Annotated in this window: 20 protein-coding genes and 2 tRNA genes; 12 read left to right on the plus strand and 10 right to left on the minus strand. The window is 67.7% G+C overall.

The window, feature by feature from the left end:
* The first annotated feature begins 98 nt into the window (after positions 1-98).
* From ispE to MVF76_RS03985, 11 genes are all read left to right on the plus strand, one after another.
* Positions 99-956, plus strand: coding sequence for a 4-(cytidine 5'-diphospho)-2-C-methyl-D-erythritol kinase (gene ispE / locus MVF76_RS03935; RefSeq protein ID WP_297527491.1), 858 nt, complete (start codon positions 99-101; stop codon positions 954-956).
* Between the two features lie 109 nt (positions 957-1,065).
* Positions 1,066-1,140 (plus strand) — tRNA-Gln (locus MVF76_RS03940).
* Between the two features lie 49 nt (positions 1,141-1,189).
* Positions 1,190-2,128 (plus strand): ribose-phosphate diphosphokinase, encoded by a 939-nt coding sequence (locus MVF76_RS03945; protein WP_317622926.1) that lies wholly within the window; start codon positions 1,190-1,192, stop codon positions 2,126-2,128.
* A gap of 77 nt (positions 2,129-2,205) precedes the next feature.
* Positions 2,206-2,871: a 50S ribosomal protein L25/general stress protein Ctc gene (locus MVF76_RS03950; RefSeq protein ID WP_297527493.1), complete on the plus strand. Its 666-nt coding sequence runs from the start codon at positions 2,206-2,208 to the stop codon at positions 2,869-2,871.
* Between the two features lie 23 nt (positions 2,872-2,894).
* A complete protein-coding gene (gene pth, locus MVF76_RS03955; RefSeq protein WP_297527494.1) occupies positions 2,895-3,470 on the plus strand; it encodes an aminoacyl-tRNA hydrolase in 576 nt (191 codons plus the stop codon).
* 61 nt (positions 3,471-3,531) lie between these two features.
* Positions 3,532-4,623 (plus strand): redox-regulated ATPase YchF, encoded by a 1,092-nt coding sequence (ychF, locus tag MVF76_RS03960; protein ID WP_297527495.1) that lies wholly within the window; start codon positions 3,532-3,534, stop codon positions 4,621-4,623.
* Between the two features lie 343 nt (positions 4,624-4,966).
* Positions 4,967-5,043: transfer RNA gene (locus MVF76_RS03965), tRNA-Met, on the plus strand.
* A gap of 108 nt (positions 5,044-5,151) precedes the next feature.
* Positions 5,152-7,137 (plus strand): GNAT family N-acetyltransferase, encoded by a 1,986-nt coding sequence (locus MVF76_RS03970; protein WP_297527496.1) that lies wholly within the window; start codon positions 5,152-5,154, stop codon positions 7,135-7,137.
* A 147-nt stretch (positions 7,138-7,284) separates the two neighbouring features.
* Positions 7,285-7,584 carry a c-type cytochrome gene (locus MVF76_RS03975; RefSeq protein WP_297527497.1) on the plus strand — a complete coding sequence of 100 codons (300 nt, stop codon included), beginning with the start codon at positions 7,285-7,287 and terminating at the stop codon, positions 7,582-7,584.
* Positions 7,585-8,052: 468 nt separating this feature from the next.
* Positions 8,053-9,057: a cytochrome-c peroxidase gene (locus MVF76_RS03980; RefSeq protein ID WP_297527498.1), complete on the plus strand. Its 1,005-nt coding sequence runs from the start codon at positions 8,053-8,055 to the stop codon at positions 9,055-9,057.
* Entirely contained in the window at positions 9,054-11,621 is a 2,568-nt protein-coding gene (locus MVF76_RS03985; protein ID WP_297527499.1) for an EAL domain-containing protein, read from the plus strand. Before MVF76_RS03980 ends, MVF76_RS03985 begins: the two co-directional genes overlap by 4 nt.
* Here MVF76_RS03985 and MVF76_RS03990 read toward each other — a convergent pair.
* From MVF76_RS03990 to MVF76_RS04035, 10 genes are all read right to left on the minus strand, one after another.
* On the minus strand, positions 11,607-12,506 hold the full coding sequence (locus MVF76_RS03990) for an SPOR domain-containing protein (protein ID WP_297527500.1): 900 nt from the start codon (positions 12,504-12,506) through the stop codon (positions 11,607-11,609). The two genes, MVF76_RS03985 and MVF76_RS03990, sit on opposite strands and share 15 nt — an antisense overlap.
* Before the next feature lie 31 nt (positions 12,507-12,537).
* A complete protein-coding gene (locus MVF76_RS03995; protein WP_297527501.1) occupies positions 12,538-13,806 on the minus strand; it encodes an MFS transporter in 1,269 nt (422 codons plus the stop codon).
* 120 nt (positions 13,807-13,926) lie between these two features.
* The gene (locus tag MVF76_RS04000) at positions 13,927-14,721 is read right to left on the minus strand and encodes a response regulator (RefSeq protein WP_297527502.1); all 795 of its coding nucleotides are present in this window, start codon (positions 14,719-14,721) and stop codon (positions 13,927-13,929) included.
* Positions 14,722-14,802: 81 nt separating this feature from the next.
* Positions 14,803-15,309 carry a hypothetical protein gene (locus tag MVF76_RS04005; RefSeq protein ID WP_297527503.1) on the minus strand — a complete coding sequence of 169 codons (507 nt, stop codon included), beginning with the start codon at positions 15,307-15,309 and terminating at the stop codon, positions 14,803-14,805.
* Between the two features lie 13 nt (positions 15,310-15,322).
* A complete protein-coding gene (locus tag MVF76_RS04010; protein WP_297527504.1) occupies positions 15,323-15,937 on the minus strand; it encodes a hypothetical protein in 615 nt (204 codons plus the stop codon).
* Between the two features lie 15 nt (positions 15,938-15,952).
* Positions 15,953-16,993 carry an AAA family ATPase gene (locus MVF76_RS04015; RefSeq protein WP_297527505.1) on the minus strand — a complete coding sequence of 347 codons (1,041 nt, stop codon included), beginning with the start codon at positions 16,991-16,993 and terminating at the stop codon, positions 15,953-15,955.
* A gap of 134 nt (positions 16,994-17,127) precedes the next feature.
* A complete protein-coding gene (locus MVF76_RS04020; RefSeq protein WP_297527506.1) occupies positions 17,128-17,586 on the minus strand; it encodes a MerR family transcriptional regulator in 459 nt (152 codons plus the stop codon).
* 166 nt (positions 17,587-17,752) lie between these two features.
* Complete coding sequence (locus MVF76_RS04025) at positions 17,753-18,100, minus strand: c-type cytochrome (RefSeq protein ID WP_297527507.1); 348 nt, start codon at positions 18,098-18,100, stop codon at positions 17,753-17,755.
* A gap of 43 nt (positions 18,101-18,143) precedes the next feature.
* Positions 18,144-18,467, minus strand: a complete 324-nt coding sequence (locus MVF76_RS04030) for a c-type cytochrome (protein WP_297527508.1) — start codon at positions 18,465-18,467, stop codon at positions 18,144-18,146.
* A gap of 139 nt (positions 18,468-18,606) precedes the next feature.
* Positions 18,607-19,071: a DsrE family protein gene (locus MVF76_RS04035; protein ID WP_297527509.1), complete on the minus strand. Its 465-nt coding sequence runs from the start codon at positions 19,069-19,071 to the stop codon at positions 18,607-18,609.
* Between the two features lie 150 nt (positions 19,072-19,221).
* Between MVF76_RS04035 and MVF76_RS04040 the strand changes: the two genes are divergently transcribed.
* Entirely contained in the window at positions 19,222-20,268 is a 1,047-nt protein-coding gene (locus tag MVF76_RS04040; protein ID WP_297527510.1) for a thioredoxin family protein, read from the plus strand.
* The last annotated feature ends 4 nt before the right edge of the window (positions 20,269-20,272 follow it).

Below are 20,272 nucleotides of genomic sequence, written 5' to 3' on the forward strand. Positions count from 1 at the left end.
GGTGCTTCACTCAAGCCGTAGCGACGGCTACGGCTTGAGCGCCAGCCCTCCCCGAGCCCGGCTGCAAATCCGCCATCATCCGCAGCCCCTGGTGCACTATGCGGGCTAGGCCACCTGAACGGCTCAGCGTTCCCGCGCCGGCCAAGATCAACCTGTTCCTGCATGTCCTCGGGCGCCGTGCCGATGGCTATCATCTGTTGCAGACCGCCTTCCAGTTTCTGGACTACGCTGACCTGCTGCACTTCCGTCGCCGTGACGATGCCTGCCTCCGGCGGCTCGATGAGGTCCCCGGGGTTGATCCCGGGACGGACCTGGTGCTGCGCGCAGCCCGTGCGCTGCAACGTCACGCCGGGGTCCGGCTTGGGGTCGATATCGCGCTCGACAAGCGGTTGCCGCTCGGTGGCGGGCTGGGGGGCGGCAGTTCGGATGCCGCCACCACCCTGCTGGCGCTGAACCGGCTGTGGGGACTGGACCTGCCGATGGAGGTTCTGGCCCGGATCGGCTTGGAACTGGGCGCCGACGTGCCCGTGTTCGTCCACGGCCGCGCGGCCTGGGCCGAAGGGGTCGGCGAACGGCTCACCCCCATCGAACCGCCCGAGCCCTGGTACCTGGTGGCCTGGCCGCCGCTAAGCGTATCTACGGCCGCGGTTTTTTCCGACCCGGAATTGACACGCAACACCCCCCCGATCAAAATATCCGCCTTTCGCCCGGGCGTTGGCCGCAATGATTGCGAGGCCTTGGTGCGCCGCCGTTTTCCCGAGGTCGGGCAACTGATTGATTGGATGGCGGAAAGGGCGCCCGCCCGGATGAGTGGAACCGGCGCCTGTGTGTTTGCCGCCTTTGCCGGCGAGGCGGCCGCGCGGGCGGCACTGGCCGAACTGCCGGCGCCCTGGCAGGGTTTTGTTGCCCGCGGGTGCAACCGTTCGCCGGCCCATGAGGTGTTGGCGAGTCCGTAGCGAGGCACGGTTGTTGGGCACGGCGCTGCGCGCCTTTGCCCAACCTACGGCCCTGCCGGCGGCAGCCGGCCGGGATGGCCACGTGTAGCGAGGAAGGACGACGAGTTATTGGGGCGTCGCCAAGCGGTAAGGCATCGGCTTTTGGTGCCGACATTCCCAGGTTCGAATCCTGGCGCCCCAGCCAAACCCAATCAGTCAGCCGAGGAATGCAGGTGGCGGACAAGAACGGCCAGATGATGGTGTTTGCGGGCAATGCGAACCCGCAGTTGGCGCAGGACATCGTCAATCATCTCCGTCTGCCGCTGGGCAAGGCGGTGGTGGGCCGGTTCAGCGACGGCGAAATCATGGTCGAGATCATGGAGAACGTCCGCGGCCGCGATGTGTTCGTGGTGCAGCCGACCTGCGAGCCGACCAATGACAACCTGATGGAACTGCTGGTCATGGTCGACGCGCTGAGGCGAGCCTCGGCGGCGCGGATCACCACGGTGATTCCCTATTTCGGCTATGCCCGCCAGGACCGGCGTCCGCGCTCGGCGCGCGTGCCCATCACGGCCAAGGTGGTGGCGGACATGATCGGCAAGGTGGGTGCCGACCGGGTGCTGACGGTGGACCTGCATGCGGACCAGATCCAGGGGTTCTTCGACATTCCGGTGGACAACGTCTATGCGTCGCCCATCCTGCTGGGCGACATCTGGCGGCAGAAGTACCCGAACCTGATGGTGGTGTCACCGGACGTGGGCGGCGTGGTCCGGGCCCGGGCGCTGGCCAAGCGGCTCGATGATGCCGATCTCGCCATCATCGACAAGCGGCGACCGCGCGCCAACGTGGCCCAGGTGATGCATATCATCGGTGACGTCGAGGGGCGCGATTGCGTGCTGATCGATGACCTGGTGGACACCGCCGGCACCCTGTGCAAGGCGGCCGGCGCGCTCAAGGAGCATGGTGCCGCGCGGGTGGTGGCCTACTGTACCCACCCGGTGCTGTCGGGGCCGGCCGTGAAGAACATAGAAACATCCCGGCTCGACGAGCTGGTGGTGACCGACACCATTCCGCTGAAGCCGGATGCGCAGAAATGTGACCGCATCCGCCAGTTGTCGATAGCCGAGATGCTGGGCGAAACCATTCGCCGCATCAGCGACGAGGAGTCGGTGAGTTCGCTGTTCATGGACTAGTCTTTTCATCCTGCCCCTGGTCGCGGGGGCGGGTTTGGCAACCTGCCGCGAGACGCGGCAACAACCGGAGCAATACCATGAGTGTTTCTTTCGAACTGAACGCCGAGCCGCGTTCCGACCAGGGAAAGGGTGCGAGCCGCCGCCTGCGTCGTGAAGGCAAGGTCCCGGCGATTCTCTATGGCGGTGGCCAGGATCCGCAGCCGATCACCCTGAGTCACAACGAGCTGTTCCATGCCCTGGAGCACGAGGCCTTCTTCTCCCATGTGCTCGAGATCAGGCTGGGCGACAGGACCGAGAATGCCGTGCTCAAGGACCTGCAGCGTCATCCCGCCAAGCCGATCATCATGCATGCGGACTTCCAGCGCGTGGTCAAGGGGCAGGCCATTCGCATGCAGGTGCCGCTGCACTTCACCGGCGAGGAGCGTGCGCCGGGCGTGAAGGAAGGTGGGCTGATTACCCATCACATCACGGCCATCGATGTGGAATGCGACCCCACGGCCCTGCCCGAGTACATCGAGGTGGACGTTTCCGGGCTGGGTGTGGGCGACGTGGTGCACCTGACCGACATCGCCCTGCCCGACGGCGTGGTGCTGGTCGATCTGCTGGGCACCGAAGGCATGTCGGAAGAAGAGCTCGCCGAGGTCAACCAGCCGGTGGTTTCCATCCACGCCAGGAAGGGGGGTGGCGAGGAAGAGGAAACGGCTGCCGAGGGTGGCGAAGAGGCTGGCGAGGCGACCGAGTAGGGTTGCCCGTTCAGGCTTGCGCCTTGGCCAGCGTGCAGCTCATCGTGGGGCTGGGCAATCCCGGTCCCAGGTACGACGGAACCCGGCACAACGCCGGGTTCTGGCTTCTGGATGCGCTGGTCGCCCGGTACCACTGCGAACTCCGGCCCGAGTCGCGCTTCAAGGGTGCGGTGGGGCGTTGCATCATCGCCGGGCAGGATTGCCGGCTGCTGCGGCCCGACACCTTCATGAACCGCAGTGGCGAGTCGGTTGCCGCAGTGGCGCGGTTCTACCGCATACCGCCCGAGGCCATTCTGGTCGCGCATGACGAGCTGGATCTGGACCCGGGGGTAGCGCGCCTCAAGCGCGGCGGCGGGCATGGGGGCCACAACGGCCTGCGCGATATCATAGCCCGGCTGGGTTCGAAGGACTTCCTGCGGCTGCGCATCGGCATCGGCCATCCCGGGCACAGGGACCAGGTGGTCGATTACGTATTGCAACGGCCCTCGGCGGACGACCGCGCGGCGATCCGGCGTGCCATCGACCGGGCGCTGGACATCGTGCCGGATGTGGTGGCCGGCGATCTGGAGCGGGCCATGAACAGCCTGCATGCGGCCTGATGGCCGGGCGGTGGGTGTCCGGCTTGTATCTTGTATCTTGCATCCTGGACCTTTCTGAAACATGAGCATTCGCTGCGGTATCGTCGGTCTGCCCAACGTGGGCAAGTCGACCCTCTTCAACGCGCTGACCAAGGCCGGTATTCAGGCCGAGAACTATCCCTTCTGCACCATCGAGCCCAATGTCGGCATGGTGCCGGTGCCCGATCCGCGGCTCGAGGTGCTGGCGGAGATCGTCAAGCCGCAGCGGGTGTTGCCCGCCACGGTGGAGTTCGTCGACATCGCCGGTCTGGTCGCGGGCGCCTCCAGGGGCGAGGGGCTGGGCAACAAGTTCCTGGCCAACATCCGCGAGACCGATGCCATTGCCCAGGTGGTGCGCTGTTTCGAGGACGAGAATGTCGTCCATGTCGCCGGTCGGGTCGATCCGGTCAGCGACATCGAGGTCATCAACACCGAACTGGCGCTGGCCGACATGGATACGGTCGAGCGGGCCATCAATCGCGTCGCCAAGGTGGCCAAGAGCGGTGACAAGGACGCGCGGGCGAAACTGGCGGTGCTCGAGCGCACCCGCGAGCATCTGGACCAGGGGCGGCCGGTGCGCGCCATGGCGCTGGGTGAGGACGATCGTGGCCACCTCTACGACCTGCATCTGCTGACCATCAAGCCGACGCTGTACATCGCCAACGTTGCCGAGGACGGTTTCGAGAACAATCCCCATCTGGATGCGGTGCGCGCGCTGGCCGAGCGGGAGGACGCCGAGGTGGTGCCCGTGTGCGCGGCCATCGAGGCGGAACTGGTCGAGCTCGATGACGAGGAGCGGGATGCCTATCTGCAGGAGCTGGGGCTGGAGGAGCCCGGCCTGAACCGGGTCATCCGCGCTGCCTACCGGCTGCTGGGGCTGCAGACCTATTTCACCGCCGGCGAAAAGGAGGTCCGGGCCTGGACGGTCCGGGTCGGCGCCACGGCGCCCGAGGCCGCCGGCGTCATCCATACCGACTTCCAGAAGGGCTTCATCCGTGCCGAGGTGGTGAGCTACGAGGACTTCGTTGCCTTCGGCGGCGAGCAGGGCGCGAGAGAGGCCGGCAGGCTGCGGCTGGAAGGCAAGGAGTACATCGTCCAGGACGGCGACGTCATGCACTTCCGCTTCAACGTTTAACCCGCATATTGCACCAGGAGCTGCGGATGATGGCGGATTTGCAGCCGGGCTCGGGAGGCGCTGGAGCGAAAGCCGTAGCCGTCGCTACGGCTTGAGTGAAGCGCCCCCGAGGCCGAGCGAAAATCCGCCAGGGCCGCAGCAGGGTGCGGGCGGGCACCAATCGTGCTCCGGGCCATGGGCAAAAAACCCGGTTCATTGCCCACCAGGACAACAAGCTGCCCGCCGCCCGCTTCCGCCCTGGTGCAATATGCGGGTTAACCCGCGCGGGCTGGACAGCGGCCGGGCAAGTCCCTACAATCTCGCCTCTTCCGTCGCCCGGATTCCGCCGGGCGGCAGCGAAAATGGCTACGTAGCTCAGCTGGTTAGAGCACATCACTCATAATGATGGGGTCGGTGGTTCGAATCCACCCGTAGCCACCATCTTTTGCCCCGAGCGGCGCGACCGGCTTCTTTCCGCAACAGGCGGGCGGTCATGCCCGGCAGGCCCTTCTGTGCCATGATGAAGGACCGCCAACCGGTCGGTTGTTCATGAAACCCCATACGTCGACAGCAGCAGGTCCGATTCGCGCCGACGCCTTGCGGGCCTGGCTGGGCGAACTCCAGCGGTACCTGGGCCGGCGTGGTTGGCGAGAGCTGCTGTTGCTGACGGGCGAGCGTGCGGCGGTGTACGGGCTTGCGCGTTCGCTGCTGCCGGAATCGGACTGGCTGCCCGCGTTGCCCGGTGCCGACGGGCTGGCGCGGGGCCGCCGCCTGTTGGGACAGTCCCGTGAACGGCTGGTGTTCGATCTGTGGCGTGGTTTCGATCCCGACCTGTTCGCAGCCGCGGCCGGTGCCCTGGCCGGCGGCGGGGTGTGCCTGCTGCTGGCGCCACCGCTCGCCCGGTGGGACCGGTTCGATGATCCCTTCGCGGCACGGCTGGCGACACCGGAATTGGCGCAGGCGGCCGTCGCGCGGCGCTTCCTGCGGCGCTGCGCCCGGCTGTTGGACGCAGCGCCCGCCGGCGTGCGGGTGATCGATTGCGATCGCCCCTTGCCCGTGCTGCCGAAGGCGGAAACGGGGGATGCCGCCCCGCCCGAGTGGCCCTCCCCGGCGCAGCGCGGGGTCATCGAGGCCGTGGCGCAGCTCGCACAGACCCCCGCGGGCGCCCTGGTACTGACGGCGGACCGTGGCCGGGGCAAGAGCACCGCGCTGGGACTGGCCGCGGCGGCACTGGCCGGGAAGATACGGGTGCGGGTCACCGCGCCCCGTCGTTCGGCAACCGATGCCCTGTATGCGGCGCTGGCGCGCGAGGCCGTGGCGGCGGAGCAGGCGGCCTTCTGCGCACCCGATCGCCTGCTCAGGGAAGGGCCGGGCGCCGATCTGCTGCTGATCGACGAGGCCGCGGCCATTCCGGTGCCGATGCTGCGCGCCCTTCTGGAGCGCTACCCGCGCTGCGTGTTCGCCACCACGGTACACGGTTACGAGGGCAGCGGCCGCGGCTTTGCGCTGCGCTTTTCCGCGGAACTCGATCGCCGGCGTCCCGGCTGGCGTCATCTGCATCTCGACACGCCACTGCGCTGGGCGGCGGACGACCCGCTGGAGCCGCTGCTCAACCGCCTGCTGGTGATGGATGCCGAGCCCGCGAGCGTTTCCTCATCGGCTGTCGTCGACGTCGAGTGGGCGGAGATCGATCGCGAGCGACTGGCAGACGACGATGCCCTGCTCGACCCGGTGTTCGGTCTGCTGGTGCTGGCGCACTACCGTACCCGGCCCTTCGACCTGCGCCTGCTGCTGGACGCCCCGGGCATGCGGGTGTTTGCACTGCGCGGGCAGGGTAGGGTGCCGGCGGTGGCGCTGGTGGCGGAGGAGGGCGGCTTTCCCGAATCATTGGCCGAGGCCGTGTTCATGGGCCGGCGTCGGGCGCGCGGCCATCTGCTGCCGCAGTCGCTGGCCATGCACCTGGGCGTCGCCGAAGCGCCGCGCCTCCGCTGCGCGCGGGTGCTGCGCATCGCGGTGCTGCCCGAACTCCAGCGCCGGGGTCTGGGGCAGCGGCTGGTCGCCGGCATCCGCGACGCCCTGGCGGCCGAGGGCGTGGACCTGTTCGGCGTCGCCTTCGGGGCCAGCGAGGGCCTGGTCCGCTTCTGGCAGGCGGCCCGCATGCAGCCGCTGCGCCTCGGCCGGCGCGCCCACGCCGCCACCGACCGGACCAGCCTGCTGGCGGCGCAGGCACTGACGCCCGCCGGCGAGCGGGTGCTGGCGCAGGCGCTGCGGGAATTCCGGCGCTCGGCGGGCGAGGGCGAGGGGTTCGATCCGGAGGCGGCGGGGGACTGGCTGCGTCTGGTCGGCCTGGCCTGGGGCCGGCGCAATCCTCAGGACGACGCCCCTTTGCTGGCCGCCTGGCCCGGGGCGCGGGGGCTGCCCGGGCGGCCGGGTTCTCCGGCCTGGCGCCGCGCGCTGCAGGCAAGGCTTTTGGCCGTGGCGGATCTCATGCCCGGGGCGGTGCGGGTCCGGATTCCGGGGCATGTGCCGGGGTGAAGGCTAGCGCAAGCCGCTGGCCGGATTTCGTGGTAGAGTGCACCCACCCGAAATGGGGGTGATTTTTCGGTGGCGGCATCCGGGCCCGGTCCCGGCGTCGCCGTAAGGGTCCTGCGGGGCCGTCATGAACCACGGAGATTCGTTTAAATGAAGAAGATTGCCGCACTTTTTGCCGCTGCCCTGGTGGCGGCGCCGCTGGCCGCAACCGCCGATGGCCAGCAGATCGTCCAGACCAAGTGCTTCGCCTGCCACGGCACCGGTGCCGCCGGTGCGCCCAAGATCGGCGACAAGGCCGCCTGGGCGCCGCGCATTGCCCAGGGCATGGATACCCTGGTCAAGCATGCCATCGAGGGCATCCGCGCCATGCCGCCCAAGGGGGCCTGCATGGACTGCTCGGACGCCGATCTGAAGGCAGCCGTGGAATACATGGTCTCCCAGTCGAAGTAGGCCTTACCCGCATATTGCACCAGGGGCTGCAGCAGGAAGCGGGCGGGCACGCATTGTACTCCGGGCCATGGGCAAAAAACCCGGTTCATTGCCCGCCAGGACAACAAGTCGCCCGCCGCACGCTTCCGCCCTGGTGCAATATGCGGGCTTACCCCCGGGGCGGGTCGCCCCGGGGGCAATCCCCCCCTGCATCATTCGCGCCCGATGCCGCGTCCGGGCAGGACGACCGGGTAGACCGGTCCCTTTCGTGAATCCTGCAAACACCCTTTCAGTTATCCGGCGGCTGGCCGATGGCCTTGCTTGACGACCCCGCCCGGCGGGCTATGCTCTGTTGATCGATGGACTCCCGGTGTTGCGACCCGCTGACACGTCATTCCTCATTTCGCAAGGGCTTGCGGTTTGCCTGAGGAAGGGGACCGGCGAGCGCCGCGCGCGCTGCCGGCGAGACCCGAAGATAGGTGCAGGCACATGATCGCACGCACGGACAGCGGGCGTGACGGTTGCGCGGGCATCGCCCTGGCCCTGGGCCTTGCGCTCGCAATCGCCTTTCCGGCAATGGCCGGCCTCCATGACGCCGAGCCCATTCGGCCCCTGCCCGTCGAAATCGGGGATGTGGATCCCGACCGCGTCGCGCTGGGCGAGCGTCTGTTCAACGATCCGCGCCTGTCCCGTGACGGCCGCCTCGCCTGCGCCACCTGCCACCATCTGGACCGGGGTGGCGATGATGGCCTGCCCCGGGGCATCACCAACAGCGGCGAACCCGACATCGTCAACACGCCGACGGTGTTCAACGCCCGCTACAACTTCCGCCTCACCTGGCGAGGCAAGTTTCGGACCCTGGAAGCGCAGGCCGAGGGCGCATTGCGCAATCCGCGCCACGGGGCCACCGACTGGCCCGAACTGCTGCCCAAACTGCGCCAGGATCCCGAGTACCGCCGTGCCTTCGCTAAGGCGTATCCGCAGGGCATCACCCGCGAATCGGTGCTGGATGCCATCGCCAGTTTCGAACGCACCCTGGTGACCCCGAACGCGCCTTTCGACCGCTGGCTGCGCGGCGATGCCCGTGCCGTGGATGCCGAGGTGCTGCGCGGCTATGAGCTGTTCCGCTCCTACGGCTGTATCGCCTGCCACCAGGGAATGAACGTCGGCGGCAACATGTTCCAGAAGTTCGGGGTGTTCCGCGAACCGGCGCACGAGCAGGATGCCACGCCCATGGACGAGGGGCGCTTCACCCTCACCGGCGACGAGGCTGACCGCGGCGTGTTCCGGGTGCCCTCGCTGCGCAACGTGGCGGTGACCGCCCCCTATTTCCATGACGGCGAGGTGACGGCGCTGGACGAGGCCATCCGGGTCATGGGCGAGGTGCAGCTCGGCATCGAGATCCCGCCCGCGGACCGGCGACTCATCAAGGCCTTTCTGCACAGCCTGACCGGGGAGTACCAGGGGCGTTCGCTGGCGGAGGCACGCCCGTGACCGCGGGGGCCGCGCGCCACCTGCTGGCCATGGTCCTGCTGGTCGCCGGCCTGGCCTGGACCTATCTGGCCGGCCGCATGGTGGATCCGGTGGAACCGGAGGGTCTGCGCCGCGAGGTATCCGATGTGGCCGCGGCCGAGGCCAGCCTGCACGAGTACCTGCTCGGACTCTACATCGGGCTGGTGCGGGACTATGACGGGGTCAATCGCGAGCTCGATGCCATCGATTTCGGACTTCAGGCGGTGGCACAGCGCCTCGATCGGCTGGACACGGGCGATGCCCGGCCGCTGTTCGATGCCGCGCGCCGGCAATATGCCGACAAGCAGGCGGCGGTCGAACGCTTCAAGAGCGAGAATGCGCTGGTGCGCAACGCAATCAGGTACCTGTTGCTGGCCAGCGAGCGCCTGAGCGAGGCCGGCGACGGAGAACTGGATCAGGCGATTGCACGGTTGTCGTCCGATCTTCTCAGATTGCTGCGCAACCCCTCGCCACGCAATCGGGCAGCGGTGCGCGACGCGGTGGCAGCGGTCGCGGCCCTGGATGCGGCGCGACTGCCGGCAGCCTACCGGAGCTGGCTGGCACGCCTGCGCGAGCATGCCGAGCTGGTGGTGATGCGCATGCCCCGCCAGCTCGAGCAGCTGGATGCGGTCATGGAGGCGGATATCGGTCAGGGCCTGGAGCAGGTTGCCTTGCTTGTCGGACAGGCGCAGGCGCGCCGGGCCGCGGTGGCCGAGCGTTATCGCATGCTGTCCTATGTTCTGTCCGCGTTGCTGGTCGCCTATGTCACCTACCTGTTCCTGCGCTTGCAGCACAATGCGCGGGTACTGGCCGACACCGGGCGCAAGCTGCGCCGCGAGAAGGAGCAGGCCGAGACGACCCTGCATGCCATTGCCGACGGCGTGATCACCACCGACGGCGGGGGGCGGATCCGTTACATGAATCCGGTGGCCGAGGCGCTCAGCGGCTGGTCGGTCACCGAGGCGGCCGGCCGCCCGCTGTCCGAGGTGTTGCCCCTGCTCGACCAGCGCAGTGGCCGGCCGGTGACCGATCCGGCGCGGCAGGTGGTGGAAACGGACGCCCCCCTTCCGGCAGGCCACAACCGTGTGCTGATCGACCGGAACCGGGATCGGCACGTGGTGCGGCTGTCGGCCGCGCCGCTGCATGGCGAGGACGGCGAGGTAAGCGGGGCCGTGGTCGTGGTGCACGATGTCAGCGAGACGCAGCAGCTCATGGAGCACATCAGCCACCAGGCGCGTCACGACCCGCTCACCGGTCTGCTCAATCGGCGGGGGTTCGAGGTTCGCCTGGAGGCGACCATCCGGGACATCGCCCGGGAAGGCGGACGCAAGGCGCTGTGCTATCTGGATCTCGACCAGTTCAAGATGATCAACGACAGTTGCGGCCATGTCGCCGGCGACCAGTTGCTGCAGAATCTGGTGCCCGTCCTGCGCGGCGTGCTCGGGGATCGCGACCTGCTGGCGCGGCTGGGCGGGGACGAGTTCGGCGTGCTGGCGGACGTTGCGGACGAAGCGCAGGCGCAGGCCACAGCCCAGCGCCTGCTGGACGCGGTGAAGGGTCTCCGCTTTCGCTGGGGACAGCACCTGTTCGAGCCGGGTGCCAGCATCGGGGTGGTGATGATCGATGCGGCGACGGTCAGTGCCGAGGAGCTGTTCCGTCAGGCCGATCTCGCCTGCTACGCGGCCAAGGACCTGGGGAGAGGCCGCTGGCATCTGTATCAGCCCGACGATGCCGAACTGGTGCGCCGCAGCGAGGAACTGCAGCGGGCGGCCGGCATCAGCCGGGCCCTGGAGGAGGACCGCCTGCGCCTGCACCTGCAGCCCATCGTGGACATCAGTGGGGGAGGGCACGGTGGCATCGAGCACTTCGAGGTGCTGGTGCGCATGATCGATGAGCACGGCCGCGAGGTGCCCCCGGGCGTGTTCATCCCCGCGGCCGAGCGTTACAACCTGATGCCGGCCATCGATCGCTGGGTGGTGGCCAATGCGCTGGCGCTGCTGGCCGCGCTGACCGGGACCGATGAACACGCAGATTGCCACTTTTCCGTCAATCTGTCGGGCAACTCGATCAACGACCCCGAGCTGCCCGGTTTCATCGTCGCCCAGCTGGAGCGGCACCGCGTGGATCCGTCGCGGATCTGTTTCGAGATCACCGAGACAGCCGTGATCTCGCAACTGTCGGCCGCCATCGCGCTGATCGAACGCCTGCGCGATATGGGCTGCAGCTTTGCGCTGGACGACTTCGGCAGTGGCCTGTCCTCGTTCGGCTATCTCAAGGCCTTGCCCGTCGACTATCTCAAGATCGACGGGAGCTTCGTTCGGGACATGCTCAACGATCCCATCGATCGCGCCATGGTCGAGGCCATCAACCGGCTCGGGCACATCATGGGCAAGAAGACCATCGCCGAGTTCGTCGAAAGCGAGGCGCTGGTCGGTGCGTTGCAGGCGCTGGGTGTGGACCAGGCCCAGGGCTATGCGCTGGGCAGGCCGAAGCCGGCATCGGAACTGTTCGATGTGCGGCCGGCGGTGGAGTCAGTGAGCCTGTGAGGGCGCGGGCCGGCCCTGGCCGACGAGCAGCGCACGCATCGATGCCACCGACCGCACAAAGGCCCCGCCACGGCGCACGTCGGCGGGCAGGGTTTGGAGTGCGCGCGTCGCGGCATCGCGGTCGGGAAAGGGACCCAGCAGCAGCAAGTGCCAGGGCTGGCCGCGCCGGAGATGGTTGCAGAGCAGGGTGTCGCGCAGCCGGTGGCGACGCACGAAGGCGCTGGCCGACTCCGGCCGGCGGCTGGCCATGAGTTGAACGAGATGGCCGTCGGGCCATTCGGCGAGGCGATGCGCACAATGTTCGGCCGGGGGCGCGCCGGGCAGCTTGCCCCGTGCAGCCCCGGCGCCGGCAGGGGGGCTGACTTCCGCTCCGGGCATGGGTTGAATGCCTTCGACGATCGCCTGCGCCACCGGGTGACCGGCGGCGGCCGCGCGCCGGTAGAAGTCCAGGGCGCGCGTGCGATCAGGGGGTATGCCCTCGCCCAGGGCGAAGGTAGTGGCCAGATTGTACAGCGCCGGTCCGAAGTCCTGTTTGGCCGCCTGTTCCCACCAGTAGATGGCGCGCCGCGGGTCCGGCGTGACGCCGGTGCCGTGACGGTAGGCGTTGCCCAGGTTGTACTGCGCCGGCGCGAAGCCCTGTTCGGCGGCGAGCAGGAACCAGTAGTTGGCCTCCTCGTAGTCCCGGGGTACCACGATGCCTTCGTGGTACATGATTCCCAGGCCGAACTGCGCATTCGGATGGCCAGCCTCGGCCAATGGCTTCCAGAGTTCGAAGGCGCGTTGGAGGTCGCCGTGGTCCAGTGCGGCCATGCCGCGCTCGAAGTCGTCCGCGAGCGCGGACAGTGTGCAGCTCAGCAGCAACAGCAGGCAAAGGTGATGTAGCACGTTCCGGTGGCGGCATCGGCCCATCTCCGGATTATGACCGCCGGTCGCCAGTCGCCGCAATCCGCGCCTCCGGGACCCGCCGCAGCAGCAGCGCGCCGGCCAGGAAGAGTACCAGCACCGACAGCAGGCCCAGCCGCGGTTCGCCGCTCAGCCAGCTCACCCAGCCCACCAGGAAGGGACCGAACACCGCGGCGAACTTGCCCAGCAGGTTGTAGAAGCCGAAGAACTCGGCCTGCGCCCCGGCGGGCACCAGGCGCGCGAACAGGGAGCGGCTGAGCGCCTGGATGCCGCCCTGCACCAGACCCACGCCGGTGGCGAGCAGATAGAACTCCAGTGCGCTGTTCATGCGCGCAGCCCACAGGGTGATGGCCACGTAGACACCGAGGGCGATGAAGATTCCGCGGCGTGGCCCCAGTCGCCGGCCGATCCGCCCGAACACCAGCGCTGCGGGAAAGCCGATGAACTGAGTGATCAGCAGGGCGATGATGAGATGCCGTGCGGCGAGACCGATGGACAGGCCATAGTCCACGGCCATGCGCACGATGGTGTCCACGCCGTCGATGTACAGCCAGTAGGCGAGCAGGAACCAGGCCGCGTCCCGGTGTGCGCGCAGGTTGGCCAGGCGTTCACGGACCTGGCGCAGCGCCATGCGCAGCGGATTCGGGCGAACGGGCCAGGGGACGGGTGGCGTGTCCGCTACCCAGAACAGCAGGGGCAGGCTGAACAAGGCCCACCACAGGCCGACGCTGAGAAAGGACAGGCGCACCGCGGCCGCGGTGTCGGCTAGACCGAAGGCCTCTGGCCACCGGGTCATGGCGACGTTGAAGGCGAACAGCAGGCCGCCGCCCAGATAGCCCAGGGCATAACCGCGCGCCGACAGGGCGTCGAACTGGTCCTCGCGGGCGACCGAGATGAGCAGGGCGTCATAGAACAGGTTGGCGCCGCTGAAGCCGAGCACCGCCAGCCCGTAGCACAGTGCCGCGAGCTGCCACTGGCCCTGCTCGATGCCCCAGAGGGCCAGGGTCGAGGCGATGCCCAGGGCGGCAAAACGGATCAGATAGGCCTTGCGCCGGCCGAGACCGTCGGCCAGCGCCCCGAGCAGCGGCGCGGACAGGGCCACCGCCAGGCTGGCGAGGGCATTGGTCGTGCCCAGGCGGAAGGTCGACAGGATGGGATCGACGCCCGCACTCCAGTACTGCTTGAAGAACAGCGGGAAGAAGCCGGCCATGACGGTGGTGGCGAAGGCCGAATTGGCCCAGTCGTACAGGGCCCAGGCCCACTGGCTGCGGGAATCGTTCATGGAACCCGTTTATACCCGCTGCGGACTGCGATCACCATGCAACGCGGGTGATACCGGATGCGGCGGCGCACCGCGGATCGCAGTCTTCGGCCTGCATCCGTGCCGGGGAACTGCGGGGGGTCAGGCGAGCATGTTGCGGATCATCTGCTTGACGGTGACAGGGTCGAAGGGCTTGTCGCAGATGCCCGAGATGCCGGCCTGCTGCACCGCGGCCAGCCGGCTGCTGTCGCCCTCGCTGGTGACCATCAGTACCGGGATGGCGCGCTGCGAGCTGTGTTCGCGGATGTAGCGGGTGAGCATCTCGCCGTCCATCTCGGGCATGTTGTAGTCGGTGACCACCAGGTCGAAGAAGCGTTCCTCGATCAGGGCCACCGCCTCGCGGCCGTTCTCGGCGGTGGTGATGTCGTGGATGCCGAGATTGCGCAGCACCCGAGCGATGTGCTTGCGTGCCAGCGGACTGTCATCGACCACCAGCGTCACCAGGTCGTCCAGCACCACATCGGCGAGCGCGGCACTGTCGGGATTGACGAATTCCAGCGTCGCCCCCAGGGCGCGCTTGAGGTCACCCGGTTCGAAGGGCTTGGGCAGGATGGCTACCACGCCGGCCTGGCGGATGGGGTCCAGTTCCGAGAAGGCCGTCTCGCTGGAGATCATCATGAAGGGGGTTTCCGCGAGTGCCGGGTCCTGGCGCATGGCGTGGATGAGATCGGATGCGGTCATGTCCGGCAGGTACATGGCGCTGATCACCAGATCGGGCGGAAACTGACGCATCTGCTCCAGGGCATCGGCGCCCTTCCCGTGGCACTGCACATCACGCACCTTCGCGCCCTCGAGGTGGCCGCGGATGATCTGTGCCTGCACGCCCGAGGGTTCGACGAGCACGATGGAGAGATCCTGGATGGAGAGTGCCTGCATGGGTGGTCGGGCGTCTGTCCTGCCGGTTACCGGCTTATCGGCCGGCCACACCGCTCGCTGAAGGCCGTGTAACGGCGGGGTCTACAGGTGGTCGAAGAAGGCGGATTCCTCGGGCGACAGGGGGGTGCCGTCCTCGTCGCGCGGTGCGGGGCGCAGGCGGGCGGGCTCGCTGGGGATGTCCGCCGGCGGCTCCACCAGCAGGCCCAGCCGGCCATCGATGTCCAGCAGCTTGCAGGGCCGCCACTGGAAGCCGCGGAGCCGGGACAGCAGGCTGTTGCCGGCGGGTGGCGCGGGGCTGAGCACCATCAGGTCCGGCAGCGCCGACTCGCCGGTCTCCGCATCGGCGTTCGCGTGGGCCATCTGGTCCAGCGCCACCAGGCCCTGCAGCAGGGCCCGGTTCGGGTCTTCCAAGTCGAAGGCCACCAGCACCTGTTCATGATCGCCGCAGCGCACCAGCAGCGCGTGATCGCTGTCGAGTTCGGGATGGGCTTCGATGCGCGCGTCCTCGCCGCACAGCCGGGGGACCTGTTCGATGATCAGGTCACGGAAGGCCTCCTGGGTGACATTGCCGGCCAGTTGGATCTCCATCTCACTGCATCCTCTACTGCGGGTCGGATTTGCGGAACAGCCGCTGTGGGCGGGTACCCTGCGGCTGGCTGTGGACCAGGCTGGCCAGTCGGGCCAGTGCCTGGCTGAAGTCGGGGCCGGGGGTGGGGAGTTCGCCCAGATGTGCCAGCGGCAGGTCCAGGAAACGCAGCGTGCCCACGGCCAGCCGCCGGTAGCAGCGTCGCGCGGCGAAACGGTCCCGGGCACCGACCATCAGCACGCCCAGGGATTCGGGCCGTTCCGGCCAGTGCTTGATCCGGGCATAGGCGTGGCGGATGCCGGGCAGGCTGGCCTCCACCAGCAACAGCCCCCAGGCATTGCGCGGCAGGTTGGTGGTCTCCCGGCTGCTTTCGAGGGTCCAGGCGTGACGCGCGTCGGCGGCCTGGTTGTGCAGTTCGAGCTGTCGCGCGAGGGCATCGAGGAAATAGCGCACCTCGGTCCGGTCCGGCTGCCGTTCCAGCGCCACCAGCACCGGCAGGCGTCGGCTGCGCCCATCGTCGCCCTTTCCGGTTCCGGTGGCCGTCTCGGGCGCCTCGCCCAGTAACTGGTCGGCGAGGCGCCCCAGCGAGGACGTCTCCCGGCGTGCGGGCTTCCATGCGGGATTCATCATCGAGTGCCGTCCCCCTCAGACCCGCAGCAACGAATTGTTGCCGCCCAGCGCGTTGGGTATTTCCACCGGATTGGTCGGATCCTGCTGCCAGACGCCATCGATGATGACCCGATATTCATAGGCGCCGGGCCGCACCCGCAGCTTCTTGATCCAGATGCCGTCCCGCTGTTCGGTCTCGACGCCGGCGTCCGGCTGCCAGTCGTTGAAGTCGCCGGCGATCTGCAACCGGTGCGCGTCCAGTTGTTCGAAGCGCAGGGTGATCTCGCGCTCGCTGTCACGGGTGGTCTGCCGTTCCGTCAGGCCGAAATGCTCGACGACCTCAGTGGCCAGTTCGCGGTAGTCGGCAGTGACCGGGGCCTGCGGCGCCAGCCGGGTCAGCGGCACGCCGAGATAGGCTGCCTCGCGCACCCGGACGCTGGGGCGGATGCGGCTGGCACAGCGGGGTGTGTCGATCTCCTGCTCGATCGTCTCCATCATTTGCCGGCCCATGCGGGTACGGAGGTCGAACATCACCGGCAGCAGCCGCTGCGGAATGTCGATGTGATAGCGCTCGGTGATCATCTGCAGGGTCTCGCGCAGGCGTTCGATGCCATCCAGCGAGAACAGGCTGGGCTCGACCGGTGTCAGCACCAGGTCCGAGGCGCGCAGGGCATTGACAGACAGCAGTCCAAGCGACGGCGGGCAGTCGAGGATGGCGAAATCATAGCGGCTGCGCAGCCTGCTCAATTCCGTCAGCAGCTTGCGGTCGCGTTCCGGGTCGTTGGCGAGCTGGGCCTCGAGGCCGGCCAGCCAGATGCTGGCGGGAATCAGATCCAGGCCGCTGCCCTCCTGGGTGAGCAGGGTGGCACCGATCTCGCATTCGCCGCCGAAGACTGCCTCCAGCCCGGGTTGTCCGGCATCCCGGGCGGCGCCCAGTCCCAGGGTGGCATGCGCCTGTGGATCGAGATCGACCAGCAGTACCCGATGGCCAGCCTCGGCCAGGCAGGCGGAGAGTTGTATGGCGGTGGTGGTCTTGCCGCAGCCACCCTTCTGGTTGGCAATGCTGATGACGTTCATATCTGTCTCTACCTCCTCGGTCGGCCCAGGCCGACCCCTCGGTCAGTGTGCAAGGTCGGGCGGCCAGCGCCGCCATGCTCCCCAGACTTGAACGTTATTCTTGTTGTGGCCGCCGGCGGGGGCCGGCGCGAACATCAGCATCCCTGCGGTAAGACCTCCCTGAGTTCGGGGAAGAGTTCGGCCTGCTCGGGTGCGTTCAGGCCCAGCTCGGTCTCGATGTCGCGTGCGAAGCGGGCAATGGGCAGCACCCAATGCTGGCCGCTCATGACATCGAAGGCATCGTCGCCGCGGATGGCGAGAATCACCTCGCCGGCGACCACCAGTGAATATTCGCTCAGGGGGTGGGCGACGTCCGGGAGCAGGCGTCGCAGGGAATCCAGGCAACGCCGTATCCGCTGCAGGGAGAGGCCCTGGTCCAGCAGTTCGCGTGCGGTACGCAGCGCGATCAGGTCAGTGAAACTGTAGCGGGCGTGGCCGCCGGGTGTGCGGGCGTCGGGGGCGAGGAAGCCGGAGTCACGCCAGTAGCGCAACTGGCGCTCGGTGAGGCCCGAGAGTCGGGCGGCCTGTCGACTGGAGAACCCCTTGTCCGCCAAGCGCACCTCCGCGATGCCGGGAAGGCAGATTTGAGGGAAGTCTTGCAGAGGATTCCGGCTTGTCAAGGAAAGTCGGACAGAAATTGCGCAGGATTGTCCGAATTTCGGATATTGGGCCACAAAAAACCGCACCCGAGGGTGCGGTTCGAATAACCACAAGCCGGGTTCAGGGCTGGACGGTCTTGGGAGCCTCCGGTACCACCAGGCCGCGCTGGCGGCTGAAATAGGCCGCCAGGTCTTCCATGTCCTGCTCCGACAGGCCGGCGGCGAAGCCTTTCATGATGGGGTTGTTGCGGGCGCCGGACTTGTAGTCCTTCAGGGCCTGTACCAGGTAGTCGGCATACTGGCCGGCCAGCCGCGGGTACTGGGGATCGACGCTGTTGCCATCGGGGCCGTGACAGGCCTGGCAGGTGGCGGCCTTGGTCTTGCCGGCATTGGCGTCGCCGGCGGCGTGGACCGGGAGGCAGACGGCCAGCGCCAGCGGCGCGGCCAGAAGTGCGATGCGCTTGTTCATGATTCGATTTCCCTGTTCACTCGATCTGTGCATGGGGCACCTTTCACTGGCCGTAGCCGGCGAAGAAGGCGGCAATATCGGCCATGTCCTGCTCGCTCAGGCTGGCGGCCTGCGCGCGCATGGTCGGGTGCTGGCGGGCACCACTCTTGTAGGCCTGCAGCGCGGATACCAGGTACTGCGCATGCTGGCCGCCCAGCCTGGGCACATGGTAGGTGGGGTAGACGTTGGTGTAGCTGGGCACACCATGGCAGCCCATGCAGGTGAATGCCTTCTGCTTGCCCGCAGCGGCATCGCCGGCGGCAAGCGCGGGTGCGGACAGCGCCGCACACAGGCTCGTGGCCATCAGGGTCATCGCTGTTCTGTTCATGGTCCTCGCTCTTGATGGTTGGTCTGTCCCGTTGCGGGATGGTGGCGGCTCTGACGCCGGTTTCCTGTTGTTCCCGGCGGCATCCCCCGATGCGCCGGATGGGCGGAGTATAGCAAGCCCCTGCTGGCCGCGGTCCGCGTTACCAGCTTATGTAGGCATAACCGCGTTCTTGGAGCTCCATGAGGTCGGCGGCGCCGACCTCGACCACGGTCGCGAAATCGAGCAGATCGTCCTGCGTCCAGCCCAGCGACTTCATGGTGTTGCCGCAGGCGTGAAACTCCACGCCGTACATGGCCAGGCTCTCGGCACGCTGGCGCAGCAGCTTGGGAATGGGGCGGGTGGGATTGCGTCCGAGCAGGTGGATGCCGGGGCCAATGACGGTGACCACGATATGGATGTCGTCGCCATACTTGCGCAGCATGGCGCCGACCGAGAACAGGATGTGGTCGATGTAGTCCTCGTCGGCCTTGTTGAGCTGGTAGACCAGCTTGTGGGCCGGTTCACCGAACAGAGAGGTTTCCACCGGCGACGCGCTGGGATCGGCGCGCGCCGGGGTCAGTGTCATGGTGGAAAATAACAAAAGGAACAGGATGATACGTTTCATTTGCGATCTCCGGTCATGTGCCTGCGACACCCGTATCTGGCAGTTGGATACCCCTCGGGGCCAAAACATTCCCTGGCAGCCTGTCTTGGGCGTCCTGCCGCGATCTGGTAGGGTCTGCACCCTGCACGCCTTCCCTGATCGAGCCCGAACGTGACCCTGTTCCGAATCCTTTGCCCGTTCCGACTGCTGTCGGTGGTATTGCTGCTTCTCGTACCGAACCTCGTCGTGCTGGCGAATATTGCCGCCGGGGGCGGGGCGCTGACGGTGTTCGGTGACCGCCCGCTGCCGGAGCCGGTCCAACACCCGGCCTGGTTCAGGCTCAGTTTCCTGGACCTGGCGGAGGATCTCGACGAGACGCGCGCGGCCGGCAAACAGGGGCTCATCGTCTACCTGGGCCAGAAGGACTGCGCCTATTGCCAGGCCCTGCTGGAGGGCAACTGGGGCAAGGCGGACATTGTCGCCTATACCCGCGAACACTTCGAGGTGGTCGCCATCGACATCCATGGCGACCGCCTGGTCACCGATTTCGACGGCCAGGAGATGAGCGAACGGGACTATGCCCTCCGCCATCAGGTGAACTTCACTCCGACGCTCCTCTTCTACGATACCGAGGGGCGGGTGGCGCTGCGTCTGCCCGGCTATTATCCGCCCTACAAGTTCCGCGCGGCCCTGACCTATGTTGCCGAGGGCTACTACCGCAGCGAGTCCCTGCGCGACTACCTGGGTCGGGCGGACATCGGCATGGTGTTCGAGCCCGGCGGGCTCAACCAGGAGTCCTTCTTTCAGCCTCCGCCCTTTGCCCTCGATCGCAGCCGTATCCCGGGCGAACGTCCCTTGCTGGTGTTCTTCGAGCAGCCGGACTGTCACGCCTGCGACATCCTGCACACGGGTCCGCTGGCCGATCCCCGGATCCGTGGCCGGCTGGGCAGCTTCGACGTGGTGCAACTCGGGCTGTGGGACGACAGCCCGGTGATCACGCCCGATGGCCGCCGTACCCGGGCGCGCGACTGGGCGGCCGAGCTGGGGCTGTTCTACGCGCCCAGCCTGCTGTTCTTCGACGAACGCGGGCGCGAGATTCTCAGGGTCGATTCGGTGGTGCAGTTCTATCGGCTGCGCAACGTGCTCGATTACGTGCTCAGCCGCGCCTACGAGCGTTATCCCACCTTCCAGGCCTGGCGCAAGGCCGGCAGTCCCTGAAGCG

The sequence above is a fragment of the Thiohalobacter sp. genome, from assembly GCF_027000115.1.
In the GTDB taxonomy this organism is placed as follows: domain Bacteria; phylum Pseudomonadota; class Gammaproteobacteria; order Thiohalobacterales; family Thiohalobacteraceae; genus JALTON01.

Coding starts and splice junctions, on each gene's coding strand:
- MVF76_RS03950 (WP_297527493.1), top strand. CDS start 2,206: ATGAGTGTTTCTTTCGAACTGAACGCCGAGCCGCGTTCCGACCAGGGA.
- ispE (WP_297527491.1), top strand. CDS start 99: ATGCGGGCTAGGCCACCTGAACGGCTCAGCGTTCCCGCGCCGGCCAAG.
- MVF76_RS03980 (WP_297527498.1), top strand. CDS start 8,053: ATGATCGCACGCACGGACAGCGGGCGTGACGGTTGCGCGGGCATCGCC.
- MVF76_RS04010 (WP_297527504.1), bottom strand. CDS start 15,937: ATGATGAATCCCGCATGGAAGCCCGCACGCCGGGAGACGTCCTCGCTG.
- MVF76_RS04025 (WP_297527507.1), bottom strand. CDS start 18,100: ATGAACAAGCGCATCGCACTTCTGGCCGCGCCGCTGGCGCTGGCCGTC.
- MVF76_RS04000 (WP_297527502.1), bottom strand. CDS start 14,721: ATGCAGGCACTCTCCATCCAGGATCTCTCCATCGTGCTCGTCGAACCC.
- MVF76_RS04015 (WP_297527505.1), bottom strand. CDS start 16,993: ATGAACGTCATCAGCATTGCCAACCAGAAGGGTGGCTGCGGCAAGACC.
- MVF76_RS04035 (WP_297527509.1), bottom strand. CDS start 19,071: ATGAAACGTATCATCCTGTTCCTTTTGTTATTTTCCACCATGACACTG.
- MVF76_RS03970 (WP_297527496.1), top strand. CDS start 5,152: ATGAAACCCCATACGTCGACAGCAGCAGGTCCGATTCGCGCCGACGCC.
- MVF76_RS04030 (WP_297527508.1), bottom strand. CDS start 18,467: ATGAACAGAACAGCGATGACCCTGATGGCCACGAGCCTGTGTGCGGCG.
- MVF76_RS03975 (WP_297527497.1), top strand. CDS start 7,285: ATGAAGAAGATTGCCGCACTTTTTGCCGCTGCCCTGGTGGCGGCGCCG.
- MVF76_RS03995 (WP_297527501.1), bottom strand. CDS start 13,806: ATGAACGATTCCCGCAGCCAGTGGGCCTGGGCCCTGTACGACTGGGCC.
- ychF (WP_297527495.1), top strand. CDS start 3,532: ATGAGCATTCGCTGCGGTATCGTCGGTCTGCCCAACGTGGGCAAGTCG.
- MVF76_RS03945 (WP_317622926.1), top strand. CDS start 1,190: ATGATGGTGTTTGCGGGCAATGCGAACCCGCAGTTGGCGCAGGACATC.
- MVF76_RS04005 (WP_297527503.1), bottom strand. CDS start 15,309: ATGGAGATCCAACTGGCCGGCAATGTCACCCAGGAGGCCTTCCGTGAC.